Origin of the sequence: Kitasatospora sp. NPDC058046 (genome assembly GCF_042885595.1) — a bacterium.
Lineage (GTDB): Bacteria > Actinomycetota > Actinomycetes > Streptomycetales > Streptomycetaceae > Kitasatospora.
Window position 1 is genome coordinate 160,464 of the sequence record NZ_JBHVRS010000004.1, and the last position, 16,263, is coordinate 176,726.

Genomic DNA, 16,263 nt, shown 5'->3' on the forward strand with positions numbered 1-16,263 from the left:
CCCGCGCGATCAGGGCGATGACGGCGAACACGGCGACCGTGACACCGACGTAGATGAGATCGGACATGGGCTCCACCAGAGTGGTTCGGGAGATGCCGCGACCTGGGCCGAAGGGGCTCGCGCGGCGCCGGCGGACGACCGGCAGATGCAGCAAACCAGCCGTCAGCGGCGCGTTATGGGGCCCTGACGCCCTCCATACGGGTGACAGCGCGACGTTGACGCGGCCTTGACGGGCGCTTCACCGGACCGAGACCGTCGTGATCGGGCCGAGACACGGCGGCGGGCCGGGGGCGCGTTCGGCGGCGGGCCGCCGGGGGCACGCCCGGGTACGGAACGGCCCCGGACGGCGGGCTGCCGTCCGGGGCCGTTCCGTACCCGTCCCCTGATCACATCCGCATGCGCAACCGGCAGACCACCGCGTCGGTGTGCCGCCGCAGGGCGCGGTCGATCACGGCGCCGCGCCGGTTCTGGAGCGCCCGCTGCCACCAGCGGGCCGGCTCCACCTCGGGGATCAGCACGGTGAGCCGGTCGTAGGCGTGCTCCGCCCCCAGCTCGTTGACGAAGTCGGCGATCGGCCGGCCCAGCCGGCGGTGGACATCCGGGATCTCCACCAACGGCACGCCCGGCCGCCACAGCTCCCAGTCCCGGCGCAGCGCCTCGGCGGCGGCCGGCTCGTGCACCACGGTCACCGCCATCACCTCGTCGCCGAGCGAGAGCGCCGCCGACAGGCCGTCCCTGGTCAGCCGGGTGATCGTGGTCACCGGGACGACGACCAGGCTGCGCTGCCTGGTCACCGGGCCGGGCACCCGGCCCAGCTCCAGCCGCTCGCCGATCCGCCCGTAACTGCGGTGGACCGCCTCGAACAGCACCACCAGCAGCGGCAGGGCCACCACGATGCCCCAGGCGCCCTCGGTGAACTTGGTGCCGGTGACGACCAGCGCCGCGACGCCGGTGAGCAGCGCCCCGAAGCCGTTCAGCGCGGCCTTCCACCGCCAGCCGGACGGCCGGTGCAGCAGCCAGTGCCGGACCATGCCGACCTGGCAGATGGTGAAGCCGACGAACACGCCGATCGAGAACAGCGGCACCAGGCTGTTGACGTCCCCGCCGGAGCCGGCCAGCAGCGCCGCCGACACCGCGGCCAGGAACAGCACGCCGTACCGGTACACCTGGCGGTCGGCGCGCAGCGCGAACAGGTGCGGGAGGTGGTTGTCCCGGGCGAGCAGGTCGAGCAGCACCGGCAGCCCGCCGAAGGAGGTGTTGGCGGCCAGCCCGAGCAGCACCACGGTGGCGAACTGGACGACGTAGAAGCCGAAGCCGTGGCCGAGCGAGGCGTCGGCGAGCTGGGCGAGCACGGTGACGCCCTCGACCGGCTGGAGGTGGAAGCGGCCGATCAGCACGGCCAGTCCGATCAGCATCACGCCGAGCAGGGCGCCGAGCGCGACCTCGGTGTGCTGGGCGCGCTTGACCCGCGGGGTGCGGAAGGAGGGGACGGCGTTGGCCACCGCCTCCACCCCGGTCAGCGCGGAACAGCCGGCCGCGAAGGCCTTGAGCAGCAGCAGCGCGCCGACGGTGGTGGCGTTCTCGGCGAGCGTCGAGGCGTGGCCGGCGGCGGCCGCGGTGCTGGCCGGGGCGTCCCGGAACAGGCCGACCACGACGATCGCCAGGATGGAGAGCACGAAGACGGCCGTCGGCGCCATGAACCAGCGCGCCGACTCGGCGATCCCCCGCAGGTTCACCGCGGTGACCAGCGCGAGCACCCCCAGGCAGAGCCAGACCCGGTCGTCGTACAGGCCCGGGACGGCCGAGGTGAGCGCGGCGACGCCGGCGGTGACCGAGACCGCGACGTTCAGCACGTAGTCGACGACCAGCGAGGCGGCCGCGGTCAGCGCGGTCCGGCGGCCGAGGTGCGCCTTGGCCACCGCGTAGGCGCCGCCGCCGTCCGGGAACGCCGCGATCACCTGCCGGTAGGAGGCCACCAGCACCGCCAGCAGCAGGGCGATCGCCGCGGTGACCGGCAGCGTGAAGCCCAGCCCGTACGCCCCGGCGGCGGCCAGCACCAGCACGATCGACTCCGGCCCGTACGCGACCGAGGCCATGGCGTCCAGCGAGAGCGCGGCCAGCCCGCCGAGCGCGCTGAGCCGGTGCCGCTCGTCTCCCGCGCCGGTGCCAGGCGGCTCGGAGTCGGCCGTGACGGCCGGGGTGGTGATGGCGCTGGACATCGGACGGGACCTCCGCAGTCGGTAGTTGCTCCGATCCTGCGGTCCGCGCGCCCGTCGCCCGCCGGGCCCCTACGCGTTCCTGACGCCGCCACGAGCGGCCTTGACGCGCCCTTGACGCGGCCGTCACGCCGCGTCGGCCTCCGTCGGGTGGCTGTTGGCGGGGGTGGGGCGAGCCGTTTGTCCCGGCGGTCGCCGGCTGGGAAGACGATCAGCTCTGTCGAAGGACTCCCACCCCCGGGCCCCACTCTGCTGCCTGGCACCCGTAATTGCAAGCAATGTGCAATAAGTCGGCCCGGCGCCCGCCCTCCCGACTTCCCGCTCCCCCGCCCCCGGCAAGGCCGCCCCGGCAAAACGAAACAGCCCCCGATCCGCGTTTCCGCAGATCGGGGGCTGTTTCTCTATCCTGTGGCTGGTGCAGGGTTCGAACCTGCGTAGCTTGCGCGACAGATTTACAGGCCGCTGACCAGAGGCGCTCTGACCTGCGGACTCTTGCTCGCGGACCGGATCTGGTCCGCTACTGGTCCGGATCATGCTCCCGGCAGCCCTCGCCAACCCGCCTCCACGAGCACCCGAAGGGCCGGACCCAAGGGCAGCATCTCCGCTGCCCGGGCCCGGCCCTTCTGCGTTTCTGATCATGCTCCGCCGGCCGAGTTGCCGAGGTCGAACCGGGCCTGCGAACTCGTCGCCGCCTGTCACATCCAGACCGCAGCGATTCGACGTCACCGATTCGGGAACTGGCCTCCAAACAGCAGGCTCAGACACTCGAAGGCCTGCGGCATGTTTCCTACCAGCTGGGCGTCGAGTGCCCTCCTGGAGCGTGTAGCCGCGGTGTGGAGTTTAGACAGCGCCGTAGTCTTTGTGGCCGGGCTGGAACAGGCACTGAACCGGCTCGCCTCACCCATGGGGTCATTCATGTCCGCGAGCGCGATCTTGTCGAGCCACTCCAGGTAGCCGCACAGGCTGCTGGCAGCGATGAAGGAGCTCTGCACGGCCATGTACTGGGCGGCGCGCATCTCCAGATAGAAGGAGGAGACCGGCACGCTGTTGAAGTACTTCCAGGCCTTGGCAAGCCGGGCCAGCTTTTTCGCTGCGCCGGGTATGCCAGTCTGCTGGTTCACGTTGTTGACATAGTCGAGGTGCGCCGTCGGGGCGGAGCTCATCCAGCCACTCGCCGCTGCAGGGATGTCGTAGACCGGCGTCTCATTCTTGGGGGATGTGCGGAAGCCGGGGAGGATCTCCCACTGCTCCGTTCCGCCTGCGAACCTGACGACGACCGTGGGCCGGCGGATCTCGACGACTGTTGTTGGGAAGCTGGCAGTAAGCGCATCCTTGACCCATCGCAGAGCGGTGTCGGAGCTTCCAGGCCGGCCAGTCATGCTGACCAGCAGATCGACGTCGCAGTACCCGCGGACGCCGGTGCCGTGGCCGAATGATCCGGTCTCCCGGAACATCTGCACGCCGAAGCTGGTGGACCCCTTCAGCGAGGTCTCAACGGTGCGCCTGTGGCGAGCCTTCGCATCTCGATCACTCTGTAGCGGTGTCAACCGCTCAAGGAAGATGTCGAAGGCCTGGGAAAGCGTAAGTGCCATGCCGCTCTACCGCTCTGTTGTGGTGGTCGTCTCATCAACCGCGTACGTCTGGCCGCCGCTGTCGATGTTGCTCTGCGCCCGCTTGTAGGCCCGCTTGTTCGGGGGTTCGGCTGTTTTGTTCTGCTCGTCCCGTCGCGCTGTGAGCTCAGCCAACGCCTGGCGCGCCTCATCAATGGACCAGTAGGACAGGTCTATCTCCCTGGCCTGACGAGCTGCTGTCTGGATCTCCAGGTACGCGTTGGCGGCTGCGGCGGCCTGGTTCATCCGGTGTGAGGCATTGATAGTGGTGAGGATGGCGCCGAGGCCTGATGCGACGAGGGCAAGGATGCCCGCAGGAACCCGGCCCGCAGTGGAGGCAAGCGCTGCAGCACCGGAGATGGCGGCAAGCACACTTGCGGGCAGGCCAAGGCCGAGGTTGACACCGCGCCACTGCTTGGTCATCTCGAATTGCATCTGCCCGCTATACATCGCGCTCTCTTCAAGCCGCTTCAGCTCGGCCTCGATCGCACTCCGACGCGCGGCTTCGGGTGGACCGTCTGGTTCCGTCATGGCGAACAAGGTACGGGGCAGCAACGACGTGCGTCTCTCGTCGTTATCGCACCGAAAGGTAGTACGGCAGACCACTGGAGGTGCTCGGGCCATGCTGTTCGGACGGGGTTGCACCGCTCGCTGGTTGTGACGTGATCACTGCGGCGCACGCGCCCCAGGCAAGAAGGCCCCTTGCGGCATTCGACAGGCTCTGGGCTGCAGCGATAATCAGCGCTGCGAGGGCTCCGCATTCCTTGAGATCGATCCGTGCACGGCCCTGGCGACCTGCCGACCATTCACGGTGTGGCTCAAGCAAGGGCTTCGGCAATGAGCTCCATCGAGTCCACGATCACCACAGAGCCAGCAGCGGCCAGCTTGCTGGCCTTCCCCGGCTTATTGGCGTATCCGATCGTCGGGACGCCAGCGGCCTCGCCGGCCTCGACGTCGCGGGCCGCGTCGCCAATGAAGATGCAGTGCTCCGGCCCTGTGCCCGCGGCCTCCATGGCTTCGAGCAGAAGGCGCGGGTTCGGCTTCATGGACGAGGGATCGCCCGGGATGCGTCCGAAGACGCCCTCCACGTAACCGCTAAGGCCGTGCCCGGAGAGGTAGGTCTCGATAGCCGCGCCCGCGTTGTTACTGACCACGGAGACCAGCCGACCAGAGCGGACAGCAGCGCGCAGAACCGATTCTCCGCCTGGGGTCGGGCGGGCGACCCGGACGGCTTCAGTCTCCAGCACAGCCAGCGCGGCATCCGTGCTCTCCGTGAGATCGGGCCGGGCGCCAGCGACCAGCCGGAGCAAGGCGAGCGGGTCGCTCTCCTCCTCCGCTCCGGTCGGGGCCTGCTCGCCCGCGACGAGCAGGCCCTCACGGAGTCGGCGCGCGACCTCCGGAGCGGGAAGGCTGGCGAAGACCGAGCACACCGGGCCGTCGAAGTCGAGCAGCACGTGCTTCACCGGCCGCAGGACGTCAGCGAGTTGTTGTGGGGTCGCGATCATGGCTGCCGCTCGTAGGCGATCGTGCTCCACACGCTGTCGAACCACATCTGGGCCTGCTGAACGTACTGCGATCCCAGCGAGGCGTCGTCCGGGCCGGCGGCGTGGTGGAACAGAGTGGTGTCCTTGCCGGTCACGTCGTAGAAGGTGTGGTCGGTGTCGTCGATGGACACGGTGCGCTCGCGGAGCGGGTAGAAGCCGAAGAAGGCCTCCGCCCGGTTCAGGATGTACAGCTTGAACAGGCTGGACGCCCGGTGCACCTTGACCTGGACGCTTGCCTTCTGGACCAGGCCCAGCTCGGCCAGCATCTCCACCGAGTGCGCGATCCCGCCGGCGTTCGTCAGGGCGATGTTGCGGGCGCGCTCCCGGAGGGTGACCTCATCCTGGAGCCCGTCCACCAGGACCGGCACGGCCATCGGCGCCGTGGTGTCCGGCAGCAGCAGGCGGACCGTGATGGACTCCGGTGCCAGCCGCCCGGAGCGGACCTTGTCGAGCGGCTCCTGAAGCGCGTTGTGCAGCGTCTCGCTGGAGAAGCCGGCGAAGTCGAGCGTCACCTGTTGCTGCTCGAAGGCCGCTTCGAGGTGCGGCCGCAGCCCGACTGGCCGAGAGGTGCGCTCCCGGACGAACGAGCCGCTGCCCTGCCGGGTCACGATCAGCCCCTCGGTGCGGAGCAGGTCGAGCGCCTTGTCCACCGTGCCGCGCGCCACGCCGAAGTGCTTGGCCAGTTCGGGGCCAGAGGGGAGCTTGTCGCCAGGCTCGAACCCTGGCTGCTTCGTGAGGATCGAGGCCCGCAGAGAGCCGCGGACCTGCTGGTACGGGGGGCGAGAGTCATCCGGGTCTAGGGCCATGGACCAATGCTAGGGGAGGTGCCCAACAGGCGCGAGAAACCCGACTCCCTTGACCTGCCTAGGCAGGTTGTCTATGTTGTGGGTGTCGCACCAAGTGAGACAGGGGCGACACAGAGGGGCCTTCTTTGGGCTGCTCTGAGCTGCACAAATGCGCCCGTGGACGGCTGGCTACAGCCGTATCCAGGGCGAAGGGGCCCGGGATAGATCGGGCCGAGGCACCCGGCGCCTGGGCAGTCCGGAGGGCAAGACCGAAAGGTCACGCCGTCCACGCCTGAACGGGAGCTCGCTCCCCAAGAGGACGGCACTTCGGGCCCTGCTCCGCTTCGGCGGGGTGGGGCCCGAGCTGTGAACGAGTGACTTTGGCCCGGCCCTTCCGCTTCGCGGTTGGGCCGTGGCCATGGCTACTCGTGCATCGCAAGTAGCTGGGCCCAGTTGAGTCGGGCCGCCGCGCTCCCGGCCAAGGATGGCGCGGCGGCCCCGGGCCACACCCCATCGAGAGAAGAGGTAGACCCGTGAGGTCGATTGTTGCAGGGCAGACGGCCCTGACGGAGGACGAGTTCGCCGAGCTGGCGCTCGGGTTCGCCGGAGAGTCGGAGTTCACCCAGCTGTTCACCGGGGTGCCCGGTGAGAGCGTGGTCGAGCGTGAGGCCCGGATGGACGCGGCGGAGGACGTCCTGGCGGACCTGCGCCGGGAGGACCCGGTGCTGGCCGCCTACGCCGAGCGGCTGCTGAGCATCGCGCCGGTGCCGCTGCGGCGCCCGGCCGTGATCCACCGCATCGCCGGCGTCGAGCGGGTGGCGGCGTGAACGACACCCTGACTGGTACCGGTTGGCACTTCGACGCCGACACCGGGCTGACCACCCGCAACCCCACGGTGATGGTGGACGGGCCGACGCCGCTGTACGAGGTCCTCGCCCTGCCGGACGACCTGCTGCGGCGGGCCATCGCGGTGCACGAGGCCGGCCACGTCGCGGTCGCGCTGTACTTCGACCTCCCGTTCGAGAGCGTCTGGGTCTCGGACGACCTGGGCAAGGACCCGAGCCGTCCGGGCAGCGCCGGTGGGGTCACCGTCAGCCGCAGCTTCTCGGCTCCGCTCTACGACGCCCTGGTCATGCTGGCCGCCGGTGAGCGGGCCGAGGACCGGTGGCTGCGCGAGGCCGGCCTGTGGACCGGGACCCGCGGCTGGGCGGCCGAGGCGGGAGCCCTCGGCGACCGGGACAGGATCAACGAGGCCGTGTACGAGAACTTCGGCGAGGAGGTCACCTACGGCACCGGGGACGACCCGTGCCGGGACCTGGCCGCACTGCACGACCGCACCGACGCCCTGCTCGACCTGCTCTGGGACCAGGTCCGACGGGTCGCCGACGCGCTGAACGAGCGCGGGCGGCTGACCTCGGCGCAGGCCGCCGCGGCCGCCGGGTCCTCCCCGGAGCGGGGGTGGCAGCGGTGAGCGGGCTGAATGACTTCCGTTCCGAGCGGCGCGAGGACCGCCGGGCCGAGCGGGCCGACACCCGGGCGGACCTGAGGGAGGAACGCGAGCAGAAGCGGCTGGACGCCGAGGCGGCCCGCCAGCGGCGCGAGGCCGACGAGCGCGCCGCCGAGGAGGCGAAGGAGCGGCGGCGGGCGGCGCGGGCCGCGAGGTTCGGCCGGGTGACCGGCTGGGTGTCGGCGAACCCCGCGCGGGCGTTCGTGCGGCTGGTGCAGGCGTGCTCGATCGTTCCGGCCGTGGTGTCGCAGGTCGCCGCGCTCGACCACGCCAAGGTCGCTGTCCTGCTCGCGGTGCTGCTGGCCGCGATGCTGGAGGGCGGCGCGTGGGCGCTGGTCGCCATGGGCGCCCAGGCCGAGGGCGAGCGCTCCACCCACACCTACCGCCTCGGCGCCTGGGCCGCCGGCCTGGTCGCGGCCGGGATCAACTTCGCTCACGGCTGGACGCAGTACCCGCACTACCACTGGGTGGCGTTCGTGCTGGCCCTGTCCAGCGTCGGCGCCGTCTGGCTGACCGACCTGCAGACCCACGGCGGCCGGGGCCCGACCACCGCCGAGAAGAAGCAGGCGAAGGAGCAGGCCGAGCACGCCCGCCAGCGGGCCGAGCACCACCCCGAGGTCCGGACGGTCGCCGACCGGCTGCTGTCCGCTGCCGCCTTCGGGGCGTTGTCGGCCGACGAGGCGTGGCGGATCGCCTGGGAGTACGTCCACGGTGTCACGGTCCCCGGTCTGACGGCCGATCTGCTGGCCCAGCGGCTCAACGCGAGGGCCCGGGTGGCGGAGCTGAGCGCGCTCCCGGCGCCGGCCGACCTGTGGCCGGGAATGCCCGATGACCCGTTCCCCGCACTCACCCTCCCGCTGCCCTCCGGACCGTCCGACGGCGTCTACCTCGACACCGTTCCCGACGGACTGCGGAACGCTTCCCCGATCACCGCCGAAAGCCTCGAAGCCCTTTACCGAACGGGGTCGTACGCACCCGCACCCGACTCCGGGGCACCCGAAACCGAGCCTGCGGACGACCCCGCCGGGAACGCCGGGGAACGCCCCCTCGACCCGGCCGACATCGCCCGGGTCCGGGTCCTGGCCGACGGCCTCGCCGCCCGCGGCGAGGAGCTCAGCACGAAGAAGGTCCGCGACGCGCTCGGCTGCCGCAACGACTACGCCGTGCGCCTGCGCCGCCACGTCGTCGCCGAGCGCAACGACCCGCCGACCGCCACCTGACCTCGAAGGAGACCGACATGAAGACCTGCGACTACTGCGGCGAGGCCAAGTCGGACGTCGAGGACGTCCTGGACCCGTTCGTCCAGGACGTCTGCAACGAGGAGTGGGTGCGCCCGCTCTGCGACGCCTGCTACCGGCTGCTCTGCGAAGAGATCTGATCCTCTCCCCGGCTCCACCCCGCCACGCCGCACCCGGAGGGCACTGTCATGGCCCTGACCACCATCGAGATCGTCAGCTTCGGCTACCTGCACGCCGAGCCGCCCAGCGCGACCCTGACCCTCGACCTGCGCCGCCACTTCCGCGACCCGCACGTCGACCCGGCCCTGCGTCGGCAGACCGCCCACGACCTGCCCGTCCGCCAGGCCGTCCTGGCCACCCCGGGCATCCGCGAGCTGATCGCGAGCACCGCGCTGCTGGCCGACGCCTACGACGCCGGCCCGACCGAGGCGCCGCTGACCATCGCCATCGGCTGCGCGGGCGGCCGCCACCGCGCCGCCACCGTCGCCATGGCCCTCGCCCGGCGCCTCGCCAAGACCGGCGCCACCGTCCGGCTCACCCACCGCGACCTCGACAAGCCCGTCGTCGACCGCTGAAGGAGCGCGTGACCTGATGCAGATCTTCCGCCGCAACCAGCCGCAGTCCGGCCAGCAGCGCCGGGCCTCCGCCGTCCGCGACGCGGACCGCGAGGGCCAGCGCCAGATCGACTCCCACCGCACCAGCCGGTCCACCACCGCCTGGCACACCGCCCCGGCGCCCCGCTCCTGGTGGCGCTCCTCCTGACCCATCGTCCGGGCCCGGCTCCGGCCGGGCCCCCTCCCTGAGAGGGGAACAGACCGTGATCTCCATGCTGCTCTGCTGGGCGTTCTGGGTCATCGACCTCGCCCTGGCCTGCTACGCGACCAGCCTGCTCGCCCGCCGTCGCCGGGGGTGGCGGCGATGACCGTCCCCCCGCCGCCGAACGAGCCGCCCACCGTCGGCATGTCCTCTCCCGAGCCCGTGGTCGAGCCCGTGGTCGAGTGGTGGCGCAAGAGCTGGCCGCCGTCCGTTCCCACCCAGCGCACCACCGAGCCCATCGACCTTCGCAAGGACGATGCCGGAGCGGCCGGCACCGACGCCGCCGAGGACCAGGCCGTCGAGGACGACGACCAGGAGCCCGACGCTGAGTCCGAGGAAGTGGCCACCGCCACCGACCCGGCCCAGGAGAAGTACGACCTGCAGACCGTGGCCGAGAGCCTGCGCCTGCTGATCAGCCAGACGCCCGAGGAACAGGCCGAACTCGCCCGCAAACGCCACGAGGCCCAGTACCGGGAGCAGGGGGAGACGCCCGAGGAGCGCGAGGACCGGCACCGCGCCGAGCAGCTCGTCCAGAAGCGCCGGGTCTCCGTGCTGTGGCGTCAGCCCCAGTCCGAGCGTGCCCGCCGGTTCCGCCGCTGGTGCATCCTCACCACCACCTCCGCCGTGCTCGGCTACCAGATGGGCGTCGTCCAGCTGGCCGCCCGCATGCCCCTGACCGTCGCCGCGCTCGCCGCAGCCGGCACCTGGCTCATCGACCTGCGGATGCGCGGGTGGGGCCACGTCCGGGTCTCCGAGGTCCGTGGCTTCCCCGGCCTCACCGTCTTGGTCCTCGTGCGGGTGCCGTTCGCCTCCGCCCTGGTCGGTGCCCTCGGCCTGGCCCCGCTGATCACCCTCCTCTCCGCCACCCACCACTGACCTCAGGGGATCACCACCATGGACTCTCAGCTGCTCGGATCGTTCGGCTCCGGCGGTCTCTGCCTGGCCATCGCCGTGTGGATCATCCTCGGCAGCCGCAAGGCCGACAAGCAGGGCAAGCTCGCCAAGAAGCACAAGGAGGAGCACACCGCCTGGCTGATGATCGTCTTCGGGATCTTCGCCGCTGGTGCCGGGCAGGCCTTCAGCGCGCCGGGCACCGTCGGCGAGGCCCTGACCCACTCCTTCACGTCGCAGAACGCCGCGTTCGGCAACGTCGGCGCCGGCGCGGTCGCCGCGATCCTCACCATCGTGCTGTTCGGCACCAAGCCCGGCCCGTGGAAGGACTCGGCGCTCGGCGCCACCGTGCCCTCCGTCTACGCCGCCGCCGGCGGGATCTGGGCCCTTCCCCTCACCGTGATCGGCTCCGTCCTCAAGAGCCTGGTCGGTGCCTGATGAAGCCCCTCCGCTACCTGGAGGGCGCGTCCCTCACCGCGTTCGGCCTGGGCAACCGCCTGATCATCCGCGTCATCCGACCCCACGTGAAGGTCACCCGCCAGCAGGTCGGGGGAGCGCTCGGCCTCGGCCTGTTCTTCTCCCCCGTGCTGGCCCGGCCCGTCGCCCGGTACGCGCCGACCACGGTCGCCGTCGTGCTCGTCGTGTGGGTGATCGTCGCGGTCGTGGTCGGCAACACCAAGGCCGCCGCCGAACTCGCCGAGGCCGACGAAGCCGCCCGGGAGAAGGCCGCCAAGGAGAAAGCCGCCACGAAGGCCAAGGCCTCCTCCGAGGCCAGGGCGGAGGACTCGGAGGAGGCCTCCGCCGAGGAGGTCGACGGCCAGGACGACGAGCCCCAGGACGCCCCCGCCGACGCCGACCTCTACGCCCTCATCCGGTACGTCGCCGCGATGTCCGACCAGGGCACCGCGGCGCACCTCTCCCACGTCCTGGAGGAGGGCCAGGCCCGGGGCCTGTTCGGGGACTGGAAGGTCCCCGACCTGAGGGCCCACCTGGAGGACCTGGGGGTGGTGCTGATCGAGGGCAAGAAGCTGACCTTCAACGGCCGCCAGCGCAACCGCCTCGCGGTGCAGTTGGAGGCCCTCCCCGAGAGCGCCCCGGGCACCGTCCCGGCGGTGCTCCAGGAGACCGTCTGACCCCTCTCCCCCGCCGTCTCCCGGTACCCCTCCCAGGGCAACGGTAGGACGGTAGGAACCGCAGGTCAGCGCACGCCTACCGCCCGCCCTACCGGCCCCCTACCTACCGCCCTACCCCGCCCGGACTGGCCTCCGCCAGAAGGGGCTCCCCTGCCCCGGACGCCCTCGTTCGACCCTCCGACCGGCGACGGTTCTGCCATGCTCTGCAGATGCCGTACGAGTACTGGTGCGGGGTCTGTCGCACCGTCAGCGAGCACTCCGGTGAGGCCGAGGCGGAAGCCGAGCGCCGCGCTCACCTCGCCGCCGTGCACCACGGCCGGCGCCCCGACCGCGAGCGCATCCGGGACCTCCAACCGATGCCCCGTGTGCCCCACCAGACGCCTCGCCGATTCGGCGCGACCCCGGCGCTCGCCATCGTGGCCGCCATCCTCGCCGCGCTCATCGCCTGGTCCATCAACCTGGACCCTCCGGCCTCCCCGCATTCCCCGCCTCGGCCCGCGCTGCCCACTCCCCAGCCGCTGGAATCTCTGCTCTCCAGCATCAGCGCCACTGCCCCGGCTCATCCTGGGCCATAACCAGACATCTCCTCCTATGTAGAAGCGGGGGGCGGGGCCCCCCCCCCCCCCCCGGCGGCTTGCGCCAAAAACAAAACACCGCCGCCCCCAACCCGCCCCCCGCCCCGGTAAATTCGGGGCAAAAACCCAAAAACCCCCTCTTTTTTCCCGGGGGGGGCGGGCCCCCCCGGCCCCCCGCTTCCGTTTCGCCTCACACCTTCGCCCTGGCCCGACTTGCCGCCGTCCTCCAGCACCCGACACCGGTGCGCTTCGGGCCACTTGCCCCTGGAAGGCCCTCCGTGCACGACGACCACGGCCAAGAGCCGGACGACCGCTTCCTCGCCTTTTGGAGCGAGGAGCGCTCCAACTACGCCAGCTGGAAGGAGGAGGCAGGCGCCACAGAGGCCGCCGCCGACGCCGGGCTGTGGCAGGACATGGACACCGGCGACGAGGCGGATGACGAACCGGACGGCTGGGACGAGGAGGACCGGCCGACCTTCCACTAACGCCCTGCCCACCTCAGTCCGCACCTCATCACGAACGAAGGACCCTGACCATAGACACCGTGCTCGCCAGCCTCATCGCTGTTTTCGGCACCCTCGCCGGGAGCCTCGGCACCATCCACCTCCAGCAGCGCGCGGCCCGACGCGCCACCCGACGTCACGACCTCCAGACGGCCGGCGGACAGCTCCTCACCGCCCTGACCGCCTACCGCGCTGCCGTCTACGCCCTGTGGACCACCAACACCACCAACCCCGACACCAACAACCCGCCCACCGAACAGATCACCACGGTCCGCACCGCGCGGGCCGCGCTCACCGCCGCCCGCGACACCCTCTTCCTCCTCACCGCCGACGCCACCGTCCGTGGCGCCGTGCACGCCGCCCTCGACGCCACCTTCGCTCTCGGCGACGACCAGGAACAGGAACAGATCACCACTGGCCGGCCCGCCGCCCTGGACGCCCACCACACCGTCCTCGACGCCCTCGCCTCCGCCATCGAAACCGCCTGACCGGCCTGCTCGACCGGCCCTGCCGCCCGAACGAGCGACGGGACCCGGGCAGCGCGGGGGACCGCCAGACCCGCGGCCGCACAGCACGAAGCCCCACACCGACCGTCAGTTCTTGGCAGATCGCCGGTAGGTGCGGGGCCGTGCATCCCCTTCACAGAGATGGGATCAGCATGCCCCAGTTCGACCACTCCACGCTCGTCGTCATCAACGACACCGCCGACCGAGAGAGCGCCAGCGACGGCCACTCCCGCTACGGCGCCTACATCGCCCGCCATGCCGGCCACTTCCACGAGGACGGCGAACCGCTCCGTCCGGCCGAGTTCGCCACCGTCGCCTGGCGCACCGCCACCAGCCCGGTCATGGCCCCGGGCTACGCGGCCGTGCGCCCGGACGTCGACCGGGTCGAGGTGTACGTCGACCACGACGGCGGCGCCCAGCTCTGCGCGAAGATCGGCCTGCGGCACAGCACGCTCGCGCACCGGCCCACCGGCCGCCCGCTGGACTGGGAGCGCGCCCCGTGGTCCCGCCCCGGTGAGCCGTGGCCCGTGCTGGCCAGCCCCGAGTGCACCGACCGCCCCGCCGTCCTGGTCACCGCCACCGTGCTCCTCCCGATCCCCGCCGCCATCCTCATCACCCCCACCACGGCCCGGCCCGGGCACACGCTCACCGATGAGGCCAAGACCGTCGTTGCCACCCTCGCCGAGCACGCCAACCACCACCTGGCCCCGCTCGTCGCCGACCTGCTCGGCGGCGTCCGGTGAGCGGCCCGGTCATCAGCTCGTTGAGCGCCGAGTGGGCACCGAACGTAATCCCGTTCCGGCCCGAACCCGGCGAGGTCAAGGCCGCCGAGCAGGCCGTCATCGGCGCCGCCCTGCTCGACCCCGTCCAGGTTCCGGCCCTGGCCGCCCAGCTCGGCGACCCGGGCGTGTTCTACCACCCCGCGCACGAGACGATCTGGCGCGCCATCATCCGCATGGCCGACGGTGAACGACCGGTCGACCCGGTGCTGTTGGCCGGCGTGCTGCGGGCCCAGGGCGACCTGGTCCGCGTCGGCGGGCCCGGCTACCTGCACACCTGCATCGCAGCCACCCCGACCGCCGCGAACGGCGACTACTACGCCGAGGTCGTGCGCGTGGCCGCCGAACGGCGCCGGATCAACTCGGCCACCAGCCGCCTCGCCCACATGGCCGGCGACGACCAGGCCGACCTCGACGACGTCCGCACCGCCGCGCTCGCCGCCCTCGCGGACCTGGCTTCCGGCGAGACCTGGCTCGCCCCCGTCCCGCTCGGCTCCCACGGCACGCTGCCCACCTTCCCCACCCGGGCCCTGCCCGGGTGGGTGGGCACGTACGTGGAGGCGGTGGCGGAGTTCACCCAGACCCCGGTCGACATGGCCGCCACCATGTCCCTGGCCGCGTTGTCAACCGCCGCCGGCGGGCGGGTGGGGGTGGAGATCCGGCCCGGCTGGCGCGAGCAGTCCAACCTCTACCTGGTCTGCGCGATGCCGCCGGCCAGCCGCAAGTCCGACGTGTTCGCGTTCATGACCGGCCCGGTCTACCGGGTCGAGGACGAGCTGCGGGCCGAGTCCCGGGCCCGGATCATCGAGGCCGAGACCGCCAAGGAGACCGCACTGGCCGAGGTCGACGCGCTCATGGCCAAGGCCCGCAAGAACCCCGACCTCGACCGCGCCCACCTGGTGGCCGAGATCTCCGGCGCCCGGATGGCGGCCGACGAGATCGTCGTCCCGCCGAGCCCGCGGCTGACCCTGTCCGGGGACATCACCCCCGAGACCGTCACCCACCAGCTCGGCGTCCACCGCTGCCTGGCCGCACTCTCCCCCGAGGGCGACCTCTTCGACAGCATCGTCGGCCGCTACAGCAGCAAGCCCAACCTCGGGGTCTTCCTGCAGGCCCACAAGGGCGAGCGGCTCCAGGCCGACCGGATCACCCGCGAGCAGCCCACCGTCGACAAGCCCGCGCTCACCATCGGTGTCACCCCGCAGCCCGCCGTCCTCCAGGAGCTCGGCGCCGCTCCCGGCGCCCGGGACCGAGGCCTGCTCGCCCGCTTCCTCTACTCCCTCCCGCCCTCCAACCTCGGCTACCGCAAGATCCGCACCACCCCTGTCCCCGAACCGGTCGCCACCACCTACGACGTCCGCCTGTCCGGGCTCCTGCGCACCCTCACCGCGCTGGACGAGCCGGTCGTCGTGAAGATGACCGAGGCCGCCGACCTCGCCGTCGAGAAGCTCCAGGAGAAGTTCGAGGTCCAGCTCCGCCCGGACGAGCCGCTCGCCCACATCAAGGACTGGGCGGGCAAGTTGGTCGGCCACATCGCCCGCATCGCGGTGCTCCTCCACCTCGCCGACCACGTCGGCGGCGACTGGCGCGCCCCCGTCGAGGCCGCCACCGTCGACCGCGCCGCCGAGATCGCCGAGTACTACACCGCCCATACCCTCGCCGTCTTCGACCTCATCGCCGCCGACCCCGCCACCGAGGACGCTCACGCCCTCCTCCAGTGGCTCCAGCGGCCGAAGAAGGACGGCAGCCACCGCACCCACATCAAGGCCCACGACGCCGTCGCGTCGTCCCGGCGGTTCAAGAAGGTCGCCGACGTCGAGCCCGCCCTCGCCCTCCTCGAACAGCACGGCTGGCTCCGCACCGACCAGCCTTCCGCGAGCGGCCAGCGCGGCCGGCCGCAGGCTGCCACCTACCGTGTCCATCCGGCGCTGAGCACCCCCGCAGGTACGGACCCGAGCACGTAACCGTCAGGAATGTCAGGACAAAGCCCTGACCTGGCGATACGCCGCCGGACGGGCCGTCAGCGCACGTCAGGGCTGTCAGGGATAGCCGAGATCTCCTGACAGCCCTGACAACCCCTGACGCCCGGCCAGGAGCCGTATCGGCAGGTCAGCGAGTTCCCCTGACATCCCTGACGTTTTCCGGCCCCAACCCCACCCA

19 protein-coding genes are annotated in these 16,263 nt (G+C 71.6%); 14 read left to right on the forward strand and 5 right to left on the reverse strand.

Annotation, left to right across the window (positions count from 1 at the left end; translation table 11 throughout):
• Positions 1-386 precede the first annotated feature (386 nt).
• The 5 genes from ACFVU7_RS10510 to ACFVU7_RS10530 all read right to left on the reverse strand — a co-directional run bounded on the left by ACFVU7_RS10510 (position 387) and on the right by ACFVU7_RS10530 (position 6,176).
• Positions 387-2,219, reverse strand: coding sequence for an APC family permease (locus ACFVU7_RS10510; protein ID WP_388044873.1), 1,833 nt, complete (start codon positions 2,217-2,219; stop codon positions 387-389).
• Positions 2,220-2,938: 719 nt separating this feature from the next.
• Positions 2,939-3,808 (reverse strand): nucleotidyltransferase, encoded by an 870-nt coding sequence (locus ACFVU7_RS10515; protein WP_388044874.1) that lies wholly within the window; start codon positions 3,806-3,808, stop codon positions 2,939-2,941.
• Between the two features lie 6 nt (positions 3,809-3,814).
• Entirely contained in the window at positions 3,815-4,357 is a 543-nt protein-coding gene (locus tag ACFVU7_RS10520) for an SLATT domain-containing protein (RefSeq protein WP_388044875.1), read from the reverse strand.
• A 287-nt stretch (positions 4,358-4,644) separates the two neighbouring features.
• Positions 4,645-5,331, reverse strand: coding sequence for an HAD family hydrolase (locus ACFVU7_RS10525; RefSeq protein WP_388044876.1), 687 nt, complete (start codon positions 5,329-5,331; stop codon positions 4,645-4,647).
• The gene (locus tag ACFVU7_RS10530) at positions 5,328-6,176 is read right to left on the reverse strand and encodes a GntR family transcriptional regulator (RefSeq protein ID WP_388044877.1); all 849 of its coding nucleotides are present in this window, start codon (positions 6,174-6,176) and stop codon (positions 5,328-5,330) included. Before ACFVU7_RS10530 ends, ACFVU7_RS10525 begins: the two co-directional genes overlap by 4 nt.
• A 512-nt stretch (positions 6,177-6,688) precedes the next feature.
• On the opposite strand from ACFVU7_RS10530, the gene ACFVU7_RS10535 reads away from it, so the two are divergent.
• The 14 genes from ACFVU7_RS10535 to ACFVU7_RS10600 all read left to right on the forward strand — a co-directional run bounded on the left by ACFVU7_RS10535 (position 6,689) and on the right by ACFVU7_RS10600 (position 16,067).
• Complete coding sequence (locus ACFVU7_RS10535; RefSeq protein WP_388044878.1) at positions 6,689-6,982, forward strand: hypothetical protein; 294 nt, start codon at positions 6,689-6,691, stop codon at positions 6,980-6,982.
• On the forward strand, positions 6,979-7,626 hold the full coding sequence (locus ACFVU7_RS10540; RefSeq protein WP_388044879.1) for a hypothetical protein: 648 nt from the start codon (positions 6,979-6,981) through the stop codon (positions 7,624-7,626). The genes ACFVU7_RS10535 and ACFVU7_RS10540 overlap by 4 nt, the downstream gene beginning before the upstream one ends.
• Positions 7,623-8,882, forward strand: a complete 1,260-nt coding sequence (locus tag ACFVU7_RS10545) for a hypothetical protein (RefSeq protein ID WP_388044880.1) — start codon at positions 7,623-7,625, stop codon at positions 8,880-8,882. Before ACFVU7_RS10540 ends, ACFVU7_RS10545 begins: the two co-directional genes overlap by 4 nt.
• Before the next feature lie 17 nt (positions 8,883-8,899).
• Positions 8,900-9,040 (forward strand): hypothetical protein, encoded by a 141-nt coding sequence (locus ACFVU7_RS10550; protein ID WP_388044881.1) that lies wholly within the window; start codon positions 8,900-8,902, stop codon positions 9,038-9,040.
• Between the two features lie 48 nt (positions 9,041-9,088).
• Entirely contained in the window at positions 9,089-9,475 is a 387-nt protein-coding gene (locus ACFVU7_RS10555) for an ATPase (protein ID WP_388044882.1), read from the forward strand.
• Between the two features lie 16 nt (positions 9,476-9,491).
• Positions 9,492-9,662, forward strand: coding sequence for a hypothetical protein (locus ACFVU7_RS10560; protein WP_388044883.1), 171 nt, complete (start codon positions 9,492-9,494; stop codon positions 9,660-9,662).
• Between the two features lie 156 nt (positions 9,663-9,818).
• Positions 9,819-10,592, forward strand: a complete 774-nt coding sequence (locus ACFVU7_RS10565) for a hypothetical protein (RefSeq protein WP_388044884.1) — start codon at positions 9,819-9,821, stop codon at positions 10,590-10,592.
• Between the two features lie 18 nt (positions 10,593-10,610).
• Positions 10,611-11,045: a hypothetical protein gene (locus ACFVU7_RS10570; protein ID WP_388044885.1), complete on the forward strand. Its 435-nt coding sequence runs from the start codon at positions 10,611-10,613 to the stop codon at positions 11,043-11,045.
• Complete coding sequence (locus ACFVU7_RS10575; protein WP_388044886.1) at positions 11,045-11,740, forward strand: hypothetical protein; 696 nt, start codon at positions 11,045-11,047, stop codon at positions 11,738-11,740. The genes ACFVU7_RS10570 and ACFVU7_RS10575 overlap by 1 nt, the downstream gene beginning before the upstream one ends.
• A gap of 209 nt (positions 11,741-11,949) precedes the next feature.
• Positions 11,950-12,315, forward strand: a complete 366-nt coding sequence (locus tag ACFVU7_RS10580; RefSeq protein WP_388044887.1) for a hypothetical protein — start codon at positions 11,950-11,952, stop codon at positions 12,313-12,315.
• 278 nt (positions 12,316-12,593) lie between these two features.
• Entirely contained in the window at positions 12,594-12,800 is a 207-nt protein-coding gene (locus ACFVU7_RS10585) for a hypothetical protein (protein WP_388044888.1), read from the forward strand.
• Between the two features lie 59 nt (positions 12,801-12,859).
• Positions 12,860-13,306, forward strand: coding sequence for a hypothetical protein (locus ACFVU7_RS10590; RefSeq protein ID WP_388044889.1), 447 nt, complete (start codon positions 12,860-12,862; stop codon positions 13,304-13,306).
• Positions 13,307-13,476: 170 nt separating this feature from the next.
• The gene (locus tag ACFVU7_RS10595) at positions 13,477-14,067 is read left to right on the forward strand and encodes a hypothetical protein (RefSeq protein ID WP_388044890.1); all 591 of its coding nucleotides are present in this window, start codon (positions 13,477-13,479) and stop codon (positions 14,065-14,067) included.
• Entirely contained in the window at positions 14,064-16,067 is a 2,004-nt protein-coding gene (locus ACFVU7_RS10600) for a DUF3987 domain-containing protein (RefSeq protein ID WP_388044891.1), read from the forward strand. Before ACFVU7_RS10595 ends, ACFVU7_RS10600 begins: the two co-directional genes overlap by 4 nt.
• Positions 16,068-16,263: the final 196 nt, after the last annotated feature.

What these genes read in the sequence shown, in the direction of transcription:
- ACFVU7_RS10510 (WP_388044873.1), bottom strand. Translation starts at nt 2,219, where the DNA reads ATGTCCAGCGCCATCACCACCCCGGCCGTCACGGCCGACTCCGAGCCG.
- ACFVU7_RS10515 (WP_388044874.1), bottom strand. Translation starts at nt 3,808, where the DNA reads ATGGCACTTACGCTTTCCCAGGCCTTCGACATCTTCCTTGAGCGGTTG.
- ACFVU7_RS10520 (WP_388044875.1), bottom strand. Translation starts at nt 4,357, where the DNA reads ATGACGGAACCAGACGGTCCACCCGAAGCCGCGCGTCGGAGTGCGATC.
- ACFVU7_RS10525 (WP_388044876.1), bottom strand. Translation starts at nt 5,331, where the DNA reads ATGATCGCGACCCCACAACAACTCGCTGACGTCCTGCGGCCGGTGAAG.
- ACFVU7_RS10530 (WP_388044877.1), bottom strand. Translation starts at nt 6,176, where the DNA reads ATGGCCCTAGACCCGGATGACTCTCGCCCCCCGTACCAGCAGGTCCGC.
- ACFVU7_RS10550 (WP_388044881.1), top strand. Translation starts at nt 8,900, where the DNA reads ATGAAGACCTGCGACTACTGCGGCGAGGCCAAGTCGGACGTCGAGGAC.
- ACFVU7_RS10555 (WP_388044882.1), top strand. Translation starts at nt 9,089, where the DNA reads ATGGCCCTGACCACCATCGAGATCGTCAGCTTCGGCTACCTGCACGCC.
- ACFVU7_RS10560 (WP_388044883.1), top strand. Translation starts at nt 9,492, where the DNA reads ATGCAGATCTTCCGCCGCAACCAGCCGCAGTCCGGCCAGCAGCGCCGG.
- ACFVU7_RS10565 (WP_388044884.1), top strand. Translation starts at nt 9,819, where the DNA reads ATGACCGTCCCCCCGCCGCCGAACGAGCCGCCCACCGTCGGCATGTCC.
- ACFVU7_RS10570 (WP_388044885.1), top strand. Translation starts at nt 10,611, where the DNA reads ATGGACTCTCAGCTGCTCGGATCGTTCGGCTCCGGCGGTCTCTGCCTG.
- ACFVU7_RS10575 (WP_388044886.1), top strand. Translation starts at nt 11,045, where the DNA reads ATGAAGCCCCTCCGCTACCTGGAGGGCGCGTCCCTCACCGCGTTCGGC.
- ACFVU7_RS10580 (WP_388044887.1), top strand. Translation starts at nt 11,950, where the DNA reads ATGCCGTACGAGTACTGGTGCGGGGTCTGTCGCACCGTCAGCGAGCAC.
- ACFVU7_RS10595 (WP_388044890.1), top strand. Translation starts at nt 13,477, where the DNA reads ATGCCCCAGTTCGACCACTCCACGCTCGTCGTCATCAACGACACCGCC.